This window comes from Pseudoalteromonas luteoviolacea NCIMB 1942 (assembly GCF_001625595.1).
GTDB lineage: Bacteria > Pseudomonadota > Gammaproteobacteria > Enterobacterales > Alteromonadaceae > Pseudoalteromonas > Pseudoalteromonas luteoviolacea_A.
The window spans coordinates 13837-30261 of record NZ_AUXT01000180.1; the positions used below are offsets into that span (position 1 = coordinate 13837).

The 16425-nt window shown below is 42.8% G+C and carries 16 protein-coding genes; 2 read left to right on the forward strand and 14 right to left on the reverse strand.

Annotated features, from left to right (window positions below):
* Positions 1–60: 60 nt before the first annotated feature.
* Positions 61–588 carry a GspH/FimT family pseudopilin gene (locus N482_RS15730; RefSeq protein ID WP_081227990.1) on the forward strand — a complete coding sequence of 176 codons (528 nt, stop codon included), beginning with the start codon at positions 61–63 and terminating at the stop codon, positions 586–588.
* On the opposite strand, the gene N482_RS15735 is transcribed toward N482_RS15730, so the two are convergent.
* From N482_RS15735 to murJ, 13 genes are all read right to left on the reverse strand, one after another.
* The gene (locus N482_RS15735; RefSeq protein WP_231100876.1) at positions 585–1001 is read right to left on the reverse strand and encodes a type IV pilin protein; all 417 of its coding nucleotides are present in this window, start codon (positions 999–1001) and stop codon (positions 585–587) included. The genes N482_RS15730 and N482_RS15735 overlap by 4 nt on opposite strands.
* Complete coding sequence (locus N482_RS15740; protein ID WP_063377934.1) at positions 991–4134, reverse strand: pilus assembly protein; 3144 nt, start codon at positions 4132–4134, stop codon at positions 991–993. Before N482_RS15740 ends, N482_RS15735 begins: the two co-directional genes overlap by 11 nt.
* Positions 4131–4622 carry a pilus assembly PilX family protein gene (locus tag N482_RS15745; protein ID WP_063377935.1) on the reverse strand — a complete coding sequence of 164 codons (492 nt, stop codon included), beginning with the start codon at positions 4620–4622 and terminating at the stop codon, positions 4131–4133. The genes N482_RS15740 and N482_RS15745 overlap by 4 nt, the downstream gene beginning before the upstream one ends.
* Entirely contained in the window at positions 4616–5593 is a 978-nt protein-coding gene (locus N482_RS15750; RefSeq protein WP_063377936.1) for a PilW family protein, read from the reverse strand. The genes N482_RS15745 and N482_RS15750 overlap by 7 nt, the downstream gene beginning before the upstream one ends.
* Position 5594: 1 nt before the next feature.
* Entirely contained in the window at positions 5595–6146 is a 552-nt protein-coding gene (pilV, locus tag N482_RS15755; protein ID WP_063377937.1) for a type IV pilus modification protein PilV, read from the reverse strand.
* A gap of 98 nt (positions 6147–6244) precedes the next feature.
* On the reverse strand, positions 6245–6919 hold the full coding sequence (locus N482_RS15760) for a LytR/AlgR family response regulator transcription factor (protein ID WP_063377938.1): 675 nt from the start codon (positions 6917–6919) through the stop codon (positions 6245–6247).
* Positions 6897–7940 (reverse strand): sensor histidine kinase, encoded by a 1044-nt coding sequence (locus N482_RS15765; RefSeq protein ID WP_063377939.1) that lies wholly within the window; start codon positions 7938–7940, stop codon positions 6897–6899. Before N482_RS15765 ends, N482_RS15760 begins: the two co-directional genes overlap by 23 nt.
* Positions 7941–7943: 3 nt before the next feature.
* Positions 7944–8873 (reverse strand): 4-hydroxy-3-methylbut-2-enyl diphosphate reductase, encoded by a 930-nt coding sequence (ispH, locus tag N482_RS15770; protein ID WP_063377940.1) that lies wholly within the window; start codon positions 8871–8873, stop codon positions 7944–7946.
* Positions 8873–9313 carry an FKBP-type peptidyl-prolyl cis-trans isomerase gene (gene fkpB / locus N482_RS15775; protein ID WP_063377941.1) on the reverse strand — a complete coding sequence of 147 codons (441 nt, stop codon included), beginning with the start codon at positions 9311–9313 and terminating at the stop codon, positions 8873–8875. Before fkpB ends, ispH begins: the two co-directional genes overlap by 1 nt.
* Complete coding sequence (gene lspA, locus N482_RS15780; protein ID WP_063377942.1) at positions 9310–9816, reverse strand: signal peptidase II; 507 nt, start codon at positions 9814–9816, stop codon at positions 9310–9312. The genes fkpB and lspA overlap by 4 nt, the downstream gene beginning before the upstream one ends.
* A 9-nt stretch (positions 9817–9825) precedes the next feature.
* Positions 9826–12654, reverse strand: coding sequence for an isoleucine--tRNA ligase (gene ileS, locus N482_RS15785; RefSeq protein ID WP_063377943.1), 2829 nt, complete (start codon positions 12652–12654; stop codon positions 9826–9828).
* Positions 12655–12678: 24 nt separating this feature from the next.
* The gene (gene ribF / locus N482_RS15790; protein WP_063377944.1) at positions 12679–13605 is read right to left on the reverse strand and encodes a bifunctional riboflavin kinase/FAD synthetase; all 927 of its coding nucleotides are present in this window, start codon (positions 13603–13605) and stop codon (positions 12679–12681) included.
* Positions 13606–13702: 97 nt separating this feature from the next.
* Complete coding sequence (murJ, locus tag N482_RS15795; protein WP_269202116.1) at positions 13703–15277, reverse strand: murein biosynthesis integral membrane protein MurJ; 1575 nt, start codon at positions 15275–15277, stop codon at positions 13703–13705.
* A gap of 406 nt (positions 15278–15683) precedes the next feature.
* Between murJ and rpsT the strand changes: the two genes are divergently transcribed.
* Complete coding sequence (gene rpsT, locus N482_RS15800; protein WP_010382487.1) at positions 15684–15944, forward strand: 30S ribosomal protein S20; 261 nt, start codon at positions 15684–15686, stop codon at positions 15942–15944.
* A 66-nt stretch (positions 15945–16010) separates the two neighbouring features.
* Here the strand turns inward: rpsT and N482_RS15805 are convergent, their stop codons facing one another.
* Complete coding sequence (locus tag N482_RS15805; protein ID WP_063371634.1) at positions 16011–16394, reverse strand: response regulator; 384 nt, start codon at positions 16392–16394, stop codon at positions 16011–16013.
* Positions 16395–16425: the final 31 nt, after the last annotated feature.

Below are 16425 nucleotides of genomic sequence, written 5' to 3' on the forward strand. Positions count from 1 at the left end.
ATATACCTAGTGTGATATTCATCTAACTAGGTCATCTTTTATTCGGCAAGGAGAGCCGTTATGAAAAAGCCTTTCAGGCTTGCAATGCGAGGGTTTTCTCTCTTCGAACTTATTGTCGTAGGCCTAATAAGCGCCGTTTTGATTGCTATGGGTATACCGTCACTTTCGGAGATGTTAATTATTGATAGGCCAAAGAGGATGCTCATATCCATAGACAGAGCTATTAGCTATGCGAGGCTAAAAGCTATTTACAGCGGTGAGCGGATTACCTTATGTCCACTATTAAAAAATCGATGTACACGTTCTGTGTGGCATAAAGAACTAACAATTTTTATCGATAGAGGTCGGCTACGGGAATTTGATAGTCAAGATGTTAAACTGCGAGTGATAGGGCGTATTCCGACAGTAGATGAACTAACCTACCCAAGACACGCTGTTATATTCAAACATACTGGGTCGACTTGGGGGCTGGCCAATGGCACATTTGTTTATTGCATCCAGCATCGCGATGGCTCTAAGTCAGGTAAAGCCCTCTCACTTAGTGTGACAGGGCGAACTACTTTAAAAGACACTCGGCTTTGCAATTAACGCTCCCAACATTGGTCAACGCTGCCTGTCCCCGTTATGGACTTAATGCCCAAATTATTCAGAGACAAACTCGTACACACAAGATCACCCTTTACAGGCCCGTTGGCAGCTGTTGCTGTCAACGTATAACCGCCATTAGCCAAAGTAACTGTAATATTAAAGTAACCATTGCCGCTCGTTGTTGGAACACCAATATCAGACAGACTACTCGCGTATTCTCTATTATCAACAAAATACTGCTCTTGTTTATTGGCGGCATCAAGCAATATCGTCATCGCCTCAGCTCTAGCACCACGCTGTAAATACCCTTGGTAATTCGGGTAAGCCAGTGTCGCCAAAATACCTAGTATCGCCACCACTATCATCAACTCAATCAGGGTAAACCCTTTAGCCGATCTTTCTCTATTTTTCATCATTGTCTTCTTTCTTATAGATAAACAATTGCCTTGTTTCATACGTAATCTCTAGCGACGATACGCCTGGTACATTTGCCGAGCCATCTTTATTTTTATAGACACCCGGTGGCTCTAAACGCTGCGGTGTTATGCCGTCAGCAGGATTACCCCCAAACATTTCATCTACCGCATCTTCTTTGATAACAGTTGGGCTAATAATTTTAGCTTTGACCGACTTTTTATTCGTGTTTGGATCGACGTATACATCATAGTGTGTTCTAGGTGTATCTGGTAACGTTGCAGTCGTACGATATCGGCGTTTTTGAAATACCTGCATGCCATAATGTAAATGTACGATGTAAAGGTACCCAGTCCCTTCTCCGATGCTACATTGGTTTTCTGATACCGTTGTTGGAGAAAAGGAAGTAAAATATGCTAGCCCACCAATGGCCGTTGCAGCTGACAACGACTTTTCTCCAGATCCCAACGCAATGCGCCACCCTTTCGCACTACCAAGTTCTGCTTCTTTATCCGTAAAGTTGTCATAGCTACTCAGGTTCGCCTTAAAAGGGTCGTTGGTAACATCTAACAGCTGATCAGTACGAATAGTCGCCGGTACACTTCCAGCTTTAAAGGACTTTGTTTTGGTGTTTTCATCGCGCAACATAAACAAGAAATTTTTGACAAAGGTCGAGGTCGGTTTAGCGCGGTTACCACTCCCAATCAGGATCCCTTCATAGGGGACATCTCTGCGAATTTTCGTAATTTTACCATCCACATTTTCCAAGGTGACTTTACTAAAATAAGTTCTTGCTATCATTGGGCGGTAAAAAAAGCGTCTTTTTTGGTTGTCTTGAGCACCGCTCAAATTGGCGAACATAAAGTGCGTCCAAGGCGCATCTCTGTCATCCGGTTTCGCACTGGGAATATCTACTCGCCAAATTCCACCTCCCGTGTCTGACGCGTATATTCGATCGATAAAGCCGTCATAGTCAGAGTCCAGTACGCTCACATCCGCTGCAATACTGTGTTTTCCTTTGAAACCAGTAGCAGGCGTCAATGACCAAACAGGGTTACCACTTTGTAGGTCTACAATATATAATCCACGGCCCTTACTATCCTCTGAAAAAGCGACATTGTCTTTATTAGTGTCGTAGCCTGCACCAAATATCAGCACCGGCTTATCTGGTTGTGCCGTAATAAACGATACGATAGGCTTAGACCAAGTTTGCCCTAATTCCGCAAAAGTACCACTGCCTCCTTTAATCGGCCCACCCCACATCAGTTTTGGTAAATCGGGTACGGTGATATCAAATGCGTAATATTCATTGCCACCGCGACGCATACCTGCGATCAACCAAACTTTTTCTCCAGAATCTACGACACCACTGTCGTTTTTGTCCCAAAAGTACACTGTAATAGGGCCATCCATTCCATATAGTTTGGTGTCTCTTTTACGATCTTTTAGGGGCTTTAATATGTCCAATAATGAGTCAGGTATGAAGGCCCAGCTCTCAGTGACCGTGTTGCCATTGTCCTTAAACATATGTAAAAAGCCTGCATTGGTACCAACAATAACGCGTAAATCACCGTTACCGTAATCTATGCTTACAGGGCGTGAATGTAAGGGGTCACCAAAAATATCTTTTCTTCGGTCAGTACGGCTGTTATCACCGTCGGCATCATCAACATCTTGTCCTCGCGACCAATTAATGGTGTTTGAGATTTGTGAGCCCGAGGTTGCAAACTTAGTAGCGAGGTTGGACAACGAACCTTGGTGCGCATTTAGAGCCGTGTTGTAATCAAAGTTGTAAAGTTTACCTTTACCAAAATCCGAGTAGATTTTTCGATTAGTCTGGCGATTCGAAAGCTGATAGTTGATACCCCCTTCTAAAACTACATTGCCATCTTTACTGCCAGATTCAGACCAAAATGTAGTCACGCTTTTGCCAATTTGGCCCTTATCATTAATGGCATTCGCAGTGCTCCCCATACCATGAACAATTCCGCCAGTCACCTTGAGCTTTTTCAAATTCCCGGTCCAACGAGTATGTGTTTCTGGGTAGAACATAGTAAAGTAAACTGAGTCACCACTGCGACTCAAATCTGAGCTGCTAGTAGAAACCGATGGCGCAGAAAAGCTGTCGCTTTGCTCACGTATCTTCGAGATAGTTAACTTGAGTGCGTTGGATAGCTGAGAAGCCGTATTTGCGTGCAAATAATCTCCGCCACCATCTACTTTACCCGTTTTCTCTAACAGCGTTTTACCTGAGTTAGACATGCCCGTACCAAACCCGATGGTATATACACGCGCAAAATCTTGCTTGTCTGCGGTCGTTGGGTATAAGTCAACCTGTTTATCTTGCGAACCTCTCATTATTTTCGCTAAAGAGTTTAAATAGTTGTTCGATACTCGGCTTGGGTAAGAATCAAAGGTATTGTAATAAGTTTGGCTGATAGCGCTGTTTTTACCGCTATCACCAGTAGGGTCACCATCTGTCATTAAGATGATGTTAATCGACGTATCACATCTTTCAGGTTCACCAACAACAGGTGCAAAAGGAGACTTATAGTTACCGTTTGACTCTATTGATTTATCTCTATTGTTACCGCCATTGTAGCCGTAGTCGATAGCCCTTCCAGTTAGGTATAAGTAAGCCTCCCACAGAGTTTCTGATAAAGGTGTATTACCACTGGCACGCAGGCTGTTAATTTTACTAACCACAACACTGGGATCTGCCCCAAGACCGTTCAAGACATAGCCACCCGAACTGGAATACAATCGCATTAGGCCAAAGTCAAAATCCTTATTGTCTTCAACCAGAGATACCATTGCATCTTTAGCAACTTTTAATCGGCTGTCACCACAATTTGAAGAGCGGTATCTACCATTTCTGTATTTATAACATCGCTTATTTGTTTTTGATGTATCAAAGCAATCTACTGAGCGTATTCTAAAGTTTTTGTATTCGTAACAACGTTGTCCATCGTTCACATCCCAGGCCATACTTCCCGATGTATCAAAGATCAAAATTACGCGAGACTTCTCAGTTCCACCTACATCGTGTTTTACATATAACTCAATATCCTCGGCAAATACCGGCGCAAGAAAAATTAAGCATATGAAAGTAATTAGTTTCTTAAGCATCATTGGTTCACCGTCACATCATTAATTTCTTGTCCAATGCCGATGATAACTGTGACTGTGTGTCTTCCTTGGTCGCCATACTCAATTGAGCTCTTTAGCTCAGTCATGTTACATACGACACCCTCGGTGTAACTGTAAATTCTGGGGCAAGGGACCTCTAGCTGACCTTGGTTTAAATTTTTCAACTCAAAGTCAATTTTAGTGTTTAGGTCTTGGCCCTTAAACTTGTGCACGCCATCATCATTTGCATCAATTTGGCCATTGGTAAAGTGGAATTTACTTACACCGAAAAGTTGCTTTTGATCTTTAACCAACCTTTGTACTTCTCCCATTAGATACGCTTCCGCAGCTTCACGTTCTTGTGCAGCGTTAGTTATTTTTATATCAATGGTACTGCTGCTCATCAGAGTCACAGCAACACTCGTCACCGCAACGATAAGCACCATAGATACAATCAATACCATCCCCTGCTGATTACGTTTATTTACCATGCCGATGACCCCATATTATAAAGTTGCACTGTGGTCGAAAACACTGTACGTCGGTAGTTGTCAGAAAAGTTATGAACGACCTTATCTCCATCATTCCCTAACGTATAAGTTTGATTCTTTAATTTTATGCCTGGGTCTGGCTCCAACGATCTAACGAGTACTATGACCTGAACCGTTAATACACCTTCAGAGCGCTCCCAATCACTCGCAGTCATATTATCAACGCTACGATAGCTATCTACTCTGCTATCACCATCAATATCAATACCAAACAAATATCGGATATCTTCAACGCCTTCAATGACTGTTTCTGTTGTCATATCCCCGTTAACTGTTAATCGTTTTCTTCGTAAAACGGGAACAGTCACCTTCTGATTATTCAAGGTAATAAGTTGCTCTTCGATAAAATAAACATGATGACTGTATGGCCAAAGCGTCGCATTAACATTTGGTAAACCCGTAAAATTAGGTCCAGATAAAAACTGTGCCTGTTCTTGCTGCGCTATGAAGTAGTATTTGTTTTGGTCTACCACGCCATTGGTAATTTGATCTCCTTCCAAGAATTTAAGCTGGAGTAATTCAGTATTTTTTTTGGCTCCTGAAATGCAGCTTAGTGCATTACCTGTTGTCGTATAGTCAGCATAGATAGGTCTAAAGTTAGTGGGAATGACAGCTGGAAAACTGCCGTTGTTCAAGCCACCAAAACAGTCTCCTGGCGGATTTGCAGGACCAAAGGAGTTGTTGCTACTAAAACCTTGGTCATAAAATGTGCCCCAAAAACCAACTTGCTCTAAGTCTCTACGTAACAGGGTTAAAGATAGGCGGCCAATTTCTTGTAGTTCACCAATCGCCATGGTGTCTTTTGTGGTTACGCGCATACTCACATAAGTGGCAACAACTCCCCCGAGCAAAATTGCCCCTATAAAAAGTGAGATCAAGATTTCAACTAATGTAAAACCACGTTGGCGCATATTAACTCCGTACCAAAACAAAGCTGGAAATCGACACGAGTCTGCGGTAGTCGTCTTTCGTACCACAATTAATAGCATTAGTGTTGTTATTCGCTTTAATCGCTTGCCTACCGACCCAAGCTACCGTCACCGTTACATCAAACCCATCGCCGTCTCGTATGGGAGTTATACATACTGTCGTGTCATCTAACGAGCCGGTGTTTTCTTTCGCACGAATTGCCTGTTTCCACTGCTCTTTGTCTAGATTTGCTATCGCTTGGTTATTACAAAAATTGGAGAAGCACGTTAAATCACTTGCGAGTTGAGTTTGACTAGTGAACGCCCCGCCGTAGTGGTCTATCAGACTAGATGTGTCATTTGAGCGAATTCGCTGCATTATATCACCAGCCAGTGCCACCGCCGCTGCGCGTTGCATAGAATCAAAGCTGGCCTGTTTCGCCTTTGCTTGTAGAGCAACAGCACCAAGCAGCCCAAAACTGAGCACCATGAAGGCTATCACGACCTCCAACAGGGTGAATCCAGATTGGTTAACTTTTGGAAACAATCTACTCATGAAAAAAACTCAATCTATGCTGTATGGTATATAGTATCGATTTTTTTCACTAACCAAACACCAATGTGATTGAACGGTCAATCAATGTGGGTCAATGGTTAATACAGTGATTTTAGACTCGAGTAAGCCCTTCGACTCACTTGTACAGGTTCGTCCACACCATCCAAAACGACCTTATGTGCACCAGCTGTACTTTCTAACTTAACGATACTCGCTTTCTTAACAATTGTATTTCTGTGCACCTGAACAAAGTGTGTCGGATAGTCTGCAAGCAACTTTTTTAAAGGTATGTCGATGAGTGCATCGCCGCTACCAAAATATATATGTGTGTACCTGTCGTCAGTTTGTGCGATGATAATATCTGCAACGTTGACCCATCGTATGTCATGTCCAACTTGAAACTGCAACTTAGCCAAAGAATTTGGAAATATGTGATTCAATAATTCATCGAGTTGTTGTTGCGCTATGGGTTTAACTAAGTAACCGGAGGCATATACTTGATACGCCTTCAAAGCGTGCTCTGGATACGCAGTCACATATATTAACTTAATATCAGGGTGTGCTTCTCGAAGATGCTTTCCCAATTCTAGGCCGTCCATACCAGGCATTGAAATGTCTAAAACAGCCAGATCTGGCTGATACTGCCCTGCTAGTGCAATTGCTTGTTGGCTATCAGCTGCCTCACCGACACATTCAAAGGTATCATAGTCACTAAATAATCGTCTTACTCTGCGTCTTGCGATTGGTTCGTCATCGACTACCAGATATTTCATTCAAAGCTCCTAGCGGAAGCATCACAGTTGTGGAGAATCTAGCACTTTTTTGCGATGTGTTCAAAGTCGCTTCTGAGCCAAAGTATATGAGCAAGCGCCTGCGAATATTATTTAAGGCAATACCTTGCCCTGATCGAGATTTCGAATGCGCATTGTACGGGTTAGTCACCTTAATGACTAATTTGTATTCGTTTTGCGCAATGCTAATCTCTATTACACCGCCCACGACTTGCGGCTCAATACCATGCACCACCGCATTTTCTACAAGAGGCTGAATAATTAAGGCTGGGACCATAGCACTCATGTCTACACCCTCTACCTGCCATTGCACATTTAAGCGATGCTCGAAACGATACTTTTCAATGGTTAAGTAACCACGAGTCAAGGATATTTCTTGCGCTAGGCTGTGCTTTTTACCACTGGCAAATGCAACTTGCATCAGTTTTGCCATTGTTAATGCTGCTTCTTCTGCTGCATCTGGATTTTCATGGCACAGTTCCGCAAGTGTATTTAACGCGTTATGCAGAAAGTGCGGGCGTATGCGCGCTTGTAGTGCCTCGAGCTCAGCATTCGCAGCATGGGCTATGGTGTTTAAGTTATCGATATAAATCGCCATAAAATGCAATAACAAGATAACGACAAAGCCACAAATTGCGCTGTTGTTTAAAACAAATTGCCAATCTATAGGAGTAACCGGAGAGAAAACAGAATATTGCACGAATATACTGGTAATAAAACACACCGACTGAAATGAGAACAGCGTGATCCCAAGCTCCGTTTTAAAGTTAAGCGCTTCGATTAGCCGAGCCACTAAGGCGATAAGTGCGAGTGTGATAAATGCATTAGCGTGGGTAAATAAACTGACTAACCCTAAACTTAGCCAAAAGTCTTTGCCACTAGACAAAGTATAAATAAAGGCGACGGCTTGCGAGCCAATAATCATCGCTAAGATGCCTCGCTCAGTAAGCATCGCCTTAAGTAAACCATGGTCAATTGTCGATGAATTAACCCATGGAGTCATAACTTATCTCAGTTCCACAGGCACTGCAAAAACAACGTTTTCCTCTTGACCTGGATTTTCTACGACAGTTTTGCCACCAAGCGCCTTGAGATGCGAAATAACCTGCTGAACTAGTACTTCTGGCGCCGAAGCACCTGCGGTAACACCCACTCGATTAACGTTGGTAAACCACTCTGAAGAAATGCTTTTCTCATCGTCAATTAGATAAGCTTGAGTCCCCATCTTGTCAGCTAGCTCACGCAGTCGGTTTGAGTTTGAGCTATTTCTTGCTCCAACTACCAACAGTAAGTCGACTTTATCTGCTAAGTCGCGCACTGCATCTTGACGATTCTGTGTCGCATAACAAATGTCATCTTTTCGCGGTCCATGTATTTCAGGAAACTTATCACGAAGTGCTTCAATAACATCAGCCGTATCATCCACTGAAAGCGTTGTTTGACTACAATAGAAAAGATTATTTGGATCTTTGACAGTTAAAGAACCAACATCTTCTGGTGTTTCTACCAAGTAAATGCCGCCATCTGCATTGGCATATTGGCCCATAGTCCCTTCAACTTCAGGGTGACCATGGTGGCCAATCAAAATACATTCCGTCCCTTTACGGCTCGCTCTTGTGACTTCCATATGCACTTTTGTAACCAGCGGACAAGTTGCGTCAAACACTTTCAGCTCTCGTCTTTTTGCTTCTTGTCTTACCTGCTGCGAAACACCGTGCGCACTGAATATGACAATGCTATCGTCCGGTACCTGATGAAGCTCTTCAACAAATACCGCACCTCGCGCGCGCAGTCCATCCACAACATACTTGTTATGTACAACTTCATGACGCACGTATATCGGCTTTTCAAAAATATCCAGTGCGCGTTCAACAATGCTGATTGCTCTGTCAACGCCAGCACAAAACCCTCGTGGGTTCGCAAGTAATATTTCCATTAGTTATGGACCTCAAGAATATCAACTTCAAACGTCACTACCTGTCCAGCCAACGGATGATTAAAATCAACCGTAACAGAGTCACCAGCAACATCTCTGATTAACCCCGGAAGCTCTGTGCCATCTGGCTGTGTGAACGCAATAATACTCCCCACTTCAGCTGGTGTATCTGTACCAAATTTAGTTCTGTCTAGGTAATAGATGTTATCTGGGTTTGGCATTCCAAAAGCATCCTCTGGCTGAAGTTCAAAAGACTTGTTATCGCCCTCTTTTAACCCTAGCAAGCAGCTTTCAAAATTTTCTGTGAGGCTTCCATCTCCCATAAATAACTTTGCAGGCTTATTGTCAACCTTAGTTGAGTCTGCAGCAGAGCCGTCTTCCAACTTTATTGAATAGTGGAATAACACTTCTGATTTTGGGCCTATGGCTTGTTCACTCACGCTTTTGTCTCCCGAGTATCTGTCTTATCACCGAAAAATGCATCAAATAGAAGTAAACCAGCACCGCCAACTATCGCCATGTCAGCAACATTAAATGCTGGGTAATGCCAATCTTTATAGTAAAAATGTAAGAAATCGACAACATAGCCTAGCGTCACTCGGTCATAGAGATTTCCGATTGCACCAGCTAAAACTAGAGAGTATGCACCACACAACACCCAGTTATTTGCTCGCAAGTTTTTTAACCAGACAACTAACAACACACTAATCGCCACAGCAATCCCGCTCAAAAACCATCGCTGCCAACCGCCAGCTTCACTCAAAAAGCTAAACGCAGCGCCGTAATTGTGCATATAAGTAAAGTTAAAGAATGATAATAACTCAATAGAATCGTAAAGCTTCATATTTGCCACGACTAGTGCTTTGGTACCAAAGTCTACTGCAAAAAGCAGTAGACTTAACCATAACCACACTAGACCACTACGTTCGGTCAAATTGGTCACTTAAAACTCCTACGCAAACTTGCGTTGCTCACCTTCACCATCGACATTAGTAATACAACGACCACACAACTCAGGGTGCTGTTCATTGCTACCTACATCTTCACTATGGTGCCAACAACGCTCACACTTAGCGGCATCTGTTGCTGCGACTTTGATAAATAAGCCATCTATTTCAGAAGCCACTGCATCTTCTGGCTTACTTGTCACCACTTCAACATGTGCTTTAGAAGTTAATAATACAAAACGCAGCTCATCTTCTAAGCCTTGCAGCTTTTCAGCAAGCTCACCACCTGTGTATAGCGTAACTTCAGCTTGGAGTGTTGCACCAATCACTTCTTCTTTACGTGCGTTCTCCATTACACGATTCACTTCATCACGTACGTTTAACAGTTCTTGCCAGAACTCATTGTCAAACTTGCCGCAAGTTGCACCATTGATACCTTCATACCATACGTCAGTGAATACAAACTCACCACGTTCACCAGGTAATACTTCCCAGATCTCTTGAGCTGTAAAGCTTAAAATTGGAGCCACCCAGCGAGTCATTGCTTCTGCAATATGGTAAAGCGCAGTTTGACAAGAACGTCTTGCGTGGCTATCACTCTTAGCGGTGTACTGTCTGTCTTTGATAACATCTAAGTAGAATGAACCTAGTTCTCCTGTACAGAAGTTCATCAATTTTTGCGTAACCACCAACATTTGATAGTTGTCATACGCTTCAACGATTTCTTTTTGAAGCTCAGCAGCCTGCGCCACGATCCATCGATCAAGCTCAACCATGTCTTCAATGGCAACTGAATCTGTCTCAGGATTGAAACCACTTAAGTTAGATAGAAGGTAACGGCTGGTGTTACGAATACGACGGTAACGATCAGCAGAGCGTTTGAAGATCTCGTCTGACACTGTCATTTCAGCAGTATAATCTGTTGACGCTACCCACAAGCGTAAGATGTCAGCACCAAGTTTGTTCATGATATCTTGTGGAGAAATAACATTGCCTAAAGACTTTGACATCTTACGGCCGTTTTCATCAACTGTGAAACCATGCGTCAGTACTTGTTTATATGGCGCATGACCGTTAATTGCAACTGATGTCATCATCGAAGACATAAACCAACCACGATGCTGATCAGAACCTTCAAGGTATAGATCTGCAGGACCTGTCAGCTCCTCACGTGCATCAACAACACACGCATGTGTCACGCCAGAATCAAACCAAACGTCTAGTGTATCTTGTACCTTAACATATTGCTGCGCATCAGCTTCACTTAGTAAACTGCTTGGCTCTAAGTCATACCAAGCTTGAATACCAGATTGATCAACTAAGTCTGCCACTTTTGCAATTAAGCTTTCAGTGTCTGGGTGAAGTGCACCTGTATCTTTATCTACAAATAATGCAATTGGAACACCCCAAGTACGTTGACGTGAGATACACCAATCTGGGCGACCTTCAACCATGTTTGCGATGCGGTTTTCACCCCAAGCTGGGATCCACTGTGTTTTCTCAATTTCTTGCATTGAGTCTTTGCGAAGATCGGCTTGGTCCATGCTAACAAACCATTGTGGCGTCGCACGGAAGATAATTGGCGTCTTGTGTCTCCAGCAGTGCGGGTAGCTATGCGTTAACGCATGGTGGTGTACTAACGCACCTTTTTCCGTTAATAGCTCAATGACATTCGCATTGGCTTTAAATACGTGCTGACCTGCAAAAATTGGCGTATCAGGTAAGTACACACCATTTGCACCAACCGGGTTAGCTACTTCTAGTCCATATGCTTGACCAGCTACGAAGTCTTCTTGACCGTGACCAGGCGCAGTATGAACGATACCCGTACCTGAATCTGTAGTGACGTGTTCACCTAAAATTACTGGTACATTGAAGTCGTAAAACGGATGGGCAACTTCTAGTTTCTCTAGAGCGTCACCTTTACAGTAACCCAACACATGGAAGTGCTTGAAGCCAAAACGATCTAGTGCGTCTTTTACTAGTTCAGAGCCCAGTACAAGACGCTGCTCCTTCCCTTCATCTTCAACTTGAACAAGCGCATATTCAAGGCCGCCATGCACTGCCACAGCGCGGTTTGCAGGTAAAGTCCAAGGCGTTGTTGTCCATATAACAGTACTAATAGTGCCTGTACCTTTATGACCATCGGCCAAAGCAAATGCATTTTCAACCGCATTTGCATCTGTAAACTCAAAGCGTACGTCAATTGCAGGAGATTGTTTATCTTGATATTCAACTTCTGCTTCAGCAAGTGCAGAGCCACAATCAGTACACCAGTGAACTGGCTTAGCACCTTTATGCAAGTGGCCATTTTTGATGATACGACCAAGTACGCGAATTGCATTCGCTTCAAAATCGTAATTCATGGTGAGATAAGGCTTACCCCAATCACCAAAAACACCTAATCGTTTAAAGTCTGTCTTTTGACCTTCAACTTGCTTACGTGCATATTCACGACATTTCTCTCTAAACTCAGCAACAGAGACTTTTTTGCCTGGTTTGCCGACTTTTTTCTCGACCATCAGCTCTATTGGAAGGCCGTGGCAGTCCCAACCTGGTACGTAAGGCGCGTCGAAGTCTGACAGCGTCTTAGACTTAATGATAATGTCTTTTAAAATCTTGTTTACTGAATGGCCCAAGTGAATATTGCCATTCGCATAAGGAGGGCCATCGTGCAGTATAAATGGCTTTTTACCTTTTTTCGCAATGCGAATTTGACCATATAGGTCTTGTTCATACCATTTTTTAAGCATTTTGGGTTCGCGTTGTGCCAAATTGCCACGCATCGGAAACTGTGTTTCCGGTAAATTCAAAGTATGTTTGTATTCGCTCATTTAACTTACTTTCCGTTCGGCTACCTAAATTTTAGAAAATACTGCTTTGGCTGCATCGACATCTGCGGTGATTTGCTGTGTCAAATGTGCCAATGACTCAAATTTTTGCTCATCTCGAAGCTTTTTTATAAGCTCCACTTTTATAAATTGACCGTAGATATTTTGGTCAAAATCAAACAGATGCACCTCCAGCAACGCGCGTTTGCCGTTTAATGTAGGCTTAGTGCCAACATTCGCTACACCCTTGAAAACTTCATTTTTTATATACGCATTAACTGCAAAAACCCCTTGTACAGGGCTTACTTGCCTTTTCAATGCGACATTTGCGGTTCGAAAACCAAGCTCACGGCCTTTTTTCCAACCATGAATAACTCGCCCAGAAATCGCATAAGTATGGCCAAGCATTTCGTGTGCTTTGTCCACATCCCCTTGTGCTAGGGCTGCACGAATTAAAGTACTACTCACTCTACTGTTTTCTTGTCGAAAGCTTTGCGTATCCTTAACGTGCATGCCAAGCTCTTTACCAATTTCGCTAAGCATCGAAAAATCGCCTTTGCGCGCCTTTCCAAAACGGAAATCATCTCCAACAGTTAATGCTTTCACACCTAATTTTTGAGATAAAACTTCTCGAACAAAATACTCTGCTTCCAAGTTTGAAAACTTATTATTGAAGCTGACACATATCACCCTATCTATACCTATATCGGTCAACAGCGCAAGTTTGTCTCTTAGTCTGGTTAAGCGAGCCGGCGCCTTGGATTTAATAAAAAATTCCTGTGGCTGAGGCTCGAATAACATCACAGTACTAGGTAAGTTGTATTTTTCAGCATCCGCCTTAAGTCCTTTCAATACTTCAGTATGACCCAAATGCACACCATCGAAATTACCTATGGTTAACACACAACCATAGTGATGTGGCCGGATATTATGGATGCCCCTGATCAATTGCATACAACGCGTGCCTTTTTGCTCGAGTCTTCAAAAAGCCCGATTATACCCAAGTTACCTAGAAATGCGAGCTATGAACACGTTTCAACCGCCCTATTTCTTAATCAAGTTGCTGGATCTCTTTGATTGTCGATACTCGGACCCCAAAAATAAACATTATTGAGAAATACAGTGTCATAGCAACAGCTAACAAACCACCAAGAATGGTTACTTGTACTAGGGTACCTTCTCCCTGCCAAGCTATTTGCTGTGCCAACCAATAAACAGAAAAGGACATAACAATTGTCGCTGCAATTGATTTCAAAGCGAACCATATTGTAAAACGTGAAACCCTGTAGATGTTATTATTGCGAAGTGCCAAGTAGAGTAACAGCGCATTGCAAGTTGCTGACAGTGACGTCGCCAAAGCCAATCCCAAATACCCTATAAATGGGGCCAATGCCAAATTAAATACCATATTTAACACCAAAGCTTTTACACCAATTTTCACTGGTGTTTTGGTGTCTTGACGAGCATAAAAGCCAGGGGCCAGCACCTTAATGAGCATAAAGCTTACAAGTCCTACACTATACGCAGTAACACCTGCACTGACGGCGGCAACATTGTCGACTTCTGAGTTAATGAACTCTCCGTGCCCAAACAAAACGGAAATAATTAAAGGGCTGATAACAATGAGTCCACCCATCGCAGGGATACCCAATAACAAAACAAAGCGTACCCCCCAATCCATCGTTTTTTGAAAGTCTTCCAACTTATCATTGGCATGCAATTTGGCAAGCGTTGGTAAGATTACAGTCGCAATTGCAATACCGAACAACCCTAACGGAAATTCTATGAGTCTGTCCGAATAGTAAAGCCATGCAATCGACCCAGTCATCAGGGCGGCGGCGATTATCGTGTCGAGCAACAGATTTATCTGACTTACCGATACGCCAAATATCGCCGGAAGCATGAGCTTACGAACTTTCACTACGTTTGGCGCTCGCCAAGCAAAAGTCGGTTTAGACAACATTCCCAATTTACCCAAAAAAGGAAGTTGGAATAGTAGCTGCACTAATCCGCCTATGAACACACCGATTGCTAATGCATATGCTCCCTGTTCGAATTTGTCATGTAAGAAGATAGCACAACTGATCAAACTCATATTCAATAATACGGGCGTGAAAGCCGCAACTGAAAAGCGATTGTAAACATTAAGAACAGCTCCACACAGCGCCACTATGGAAATAAAGAACAAATAAGGCACAGTCAACTTCAGTAAGTTACTCGCCAGAGTAAATTTGGCCGCACTTTCGCCCCCTTGCAACCAATCGATAAACCAAGTTGTACCGAACAGAGCAGCAATCACAGGTGAGCCTACCACCCCAAAAATAGTCACAAGTAATAAAATGGTTCCTAGTGTTCCCGCCGCCTGAGCAACAAAAACGCGTACCTGATCATCACCATGCTTTTCTTTAATTTCTGATAGTACAGGGATAAAAGCTTGTGCAAATGCCCCTTCGGCAAAGAGGCGTCTAAAAAAGTTAGGGATCCGATTCGCAAACAAAAATACATCTGCTGCGAGCCCTGCGCCCAGTAAATTAGCTACAACTGCATCGCGTACCAAACCCAAAATTCGGGACAACATTGTCATCGCACTCACTATCATGCCTGACTTAAACAACCCTTTTGCCACTAACACTCACCTAACTATCAGATTAAGGGCGTCAAGTATGCCACAGACTCAACAGAACCATAATAGAAAACCTTTATTCACCCCAATCGTCTATCGGCTAAACATAACGCTAGGCTTGGGTTGACTGTTTTGCTACAATGGCGCCATTAATCGAGGGACCACAGGTTTCTTGATTCGTAGTCTGTTACCACTGTTGCCGAGGGCCTAAGGTTAAGGAGATAGTCAAAACAGACAGATAGGAACATGCAATTTTTAACTTATTTCAAAATGGGTGAAAAACCGCGTGTCTTCCGCATGAAACATTTAGGCCGGACAGGTTATTTTTTATTGACATTGGATCATAAAACAGGCATAGTCCTCGGCCTTTAAACTAAGCTTATTTTTAAAAGATTGTTAGGAGCATACCTTGGCTAACATCAAGTCTGCAAAAAAACGCGCTATCACTAGCGAAAAGCGTCGTCAGCACAACGCAAGCCGTCGTTCAATGATGCGTACTTACTTCAAAAAAGTAATCGCCGCTATTGAAGCTGGTGATAAAGAAGCTGCACAGCAAGCATTCGCTGTTGCAACTCCAATCCTTGACCGCTACGCAACTAAAGGTCTAATCCACAAGAATAAAGCTGCTCGTCATAAGAGCCGCCTAGCCGCTAAAATTAAAGCGCTATAATCTGTGGAAATGGATATAAAAAAACCGACGTAAGTCGGTTTTTTTATATCTGTAAGACGGCAATATTTAAGCTATTTCTAATTTAGGGTAGAATTTCTTCAACATTGCAGCAATTTTCTTCGGTGAAAATGGTTTTACTACAAACCCTTTTGCCCCCCTTTCAATTGCATCTTTGACATTATCTACTGTGGAGTGTGCAGACACCATCACAACATTTATATCCGGATTTATCTGTGCCAACTCGGCAATAAGTTCTTTACCATCTCCATCAGGTAATTCAATATCTAAAAAAACAATATCAAAATGACGTTCTTCGCACGCACTTATACACTGTTTCGCTGTAGAGGCTTCTGTGACATTGTCGATTCCCAGATGCATCAATGTTTGATGTAAAAAGCTTCTAACAGTTCCTACATCATCAACAATGAGAATAGAGATTTGTTGTTCCATATCCTTTCCCGTGGGCTAGTAATTAGAAATG

Coding starts and splice junctions, on each gene's coding strand:
- N482_RS15730 (WP_081227990.1), top strand. CDS start 61: ATGAAAAAGCCTTTCAGGCTTGCAATGCGAGGGTTTTCTCTCTTCGAA.
- N482_RS15735 (WP_231100876.1), bottom strand. CDS start 1,001: ATGAAAAATAGAGAAAGATCGGCTAAAGGGTTTACCCTGATTGAGTTG.
- N482_RS15740 (WP_063377934.1), bottom strand. CDS start 4,134: ATGATGCTTAAGAAACTAATTACTTTCATATGCTTAATTTTTCTTGCG.
- N482_RS15745 (WP_063377935.1), bottom strand. CDS start 4,622: ATGGTAAATAAACGTAATCAGCAGGGGATGGTATTGATTGTATCTATG.
- N482_RS15750 (WP_063377936.1), bottom strand. CDS start 5,593: ATGCGCCAACGTGGTTTTACATTAGTTGAAATCTTGATCTCACTTTTT.
- pilV (WP_063377937.1), bottom strand. CDS start 6,146: ATGAGTAGATTGTTTCCAAAAGTTAACCAATCTGGATTCACCCTGTTG.
- N482_RS15760 (WP_063377938.1), bottom strand. CDS start 6,919: ATGAAATATCTGGTAGTCGATGACGAACCAATCGCAAGACGCAGAGTA.
- N482_RS15765 (WP_063377939.1), bottom strand. CDS start 7,940: ATGACTCCATGGGTTAATTCATCGACAATTGACCATGGTTTACTTAAG.
- ispH (WP_063377940.1), bottom strand. CDS start 8,873: ATGGAAATATTACTTGCGAACCCACGAGGGTTTTGTGCTGGCGTTGAC.
- ileS (WP_063377943.1), bottom strand. CDS start 12,654: ATGAGCGAATACAAACATACTTTGAATTTACCGGAAACACAGTTTCCG.
- ribF (WP_063377944.1), bottom strand. CDS start 13,605: ATGCAATTGATCAGGGGCATCCATAATATCCGGCCACATCACTATGGT.
- N482_RS15805 (WP_063371634.1), bottom strand. CDS start 16,394: ATGGAACAACAAATCTCTATTCTCATTGTTGATGATGTAGGAACTGTT.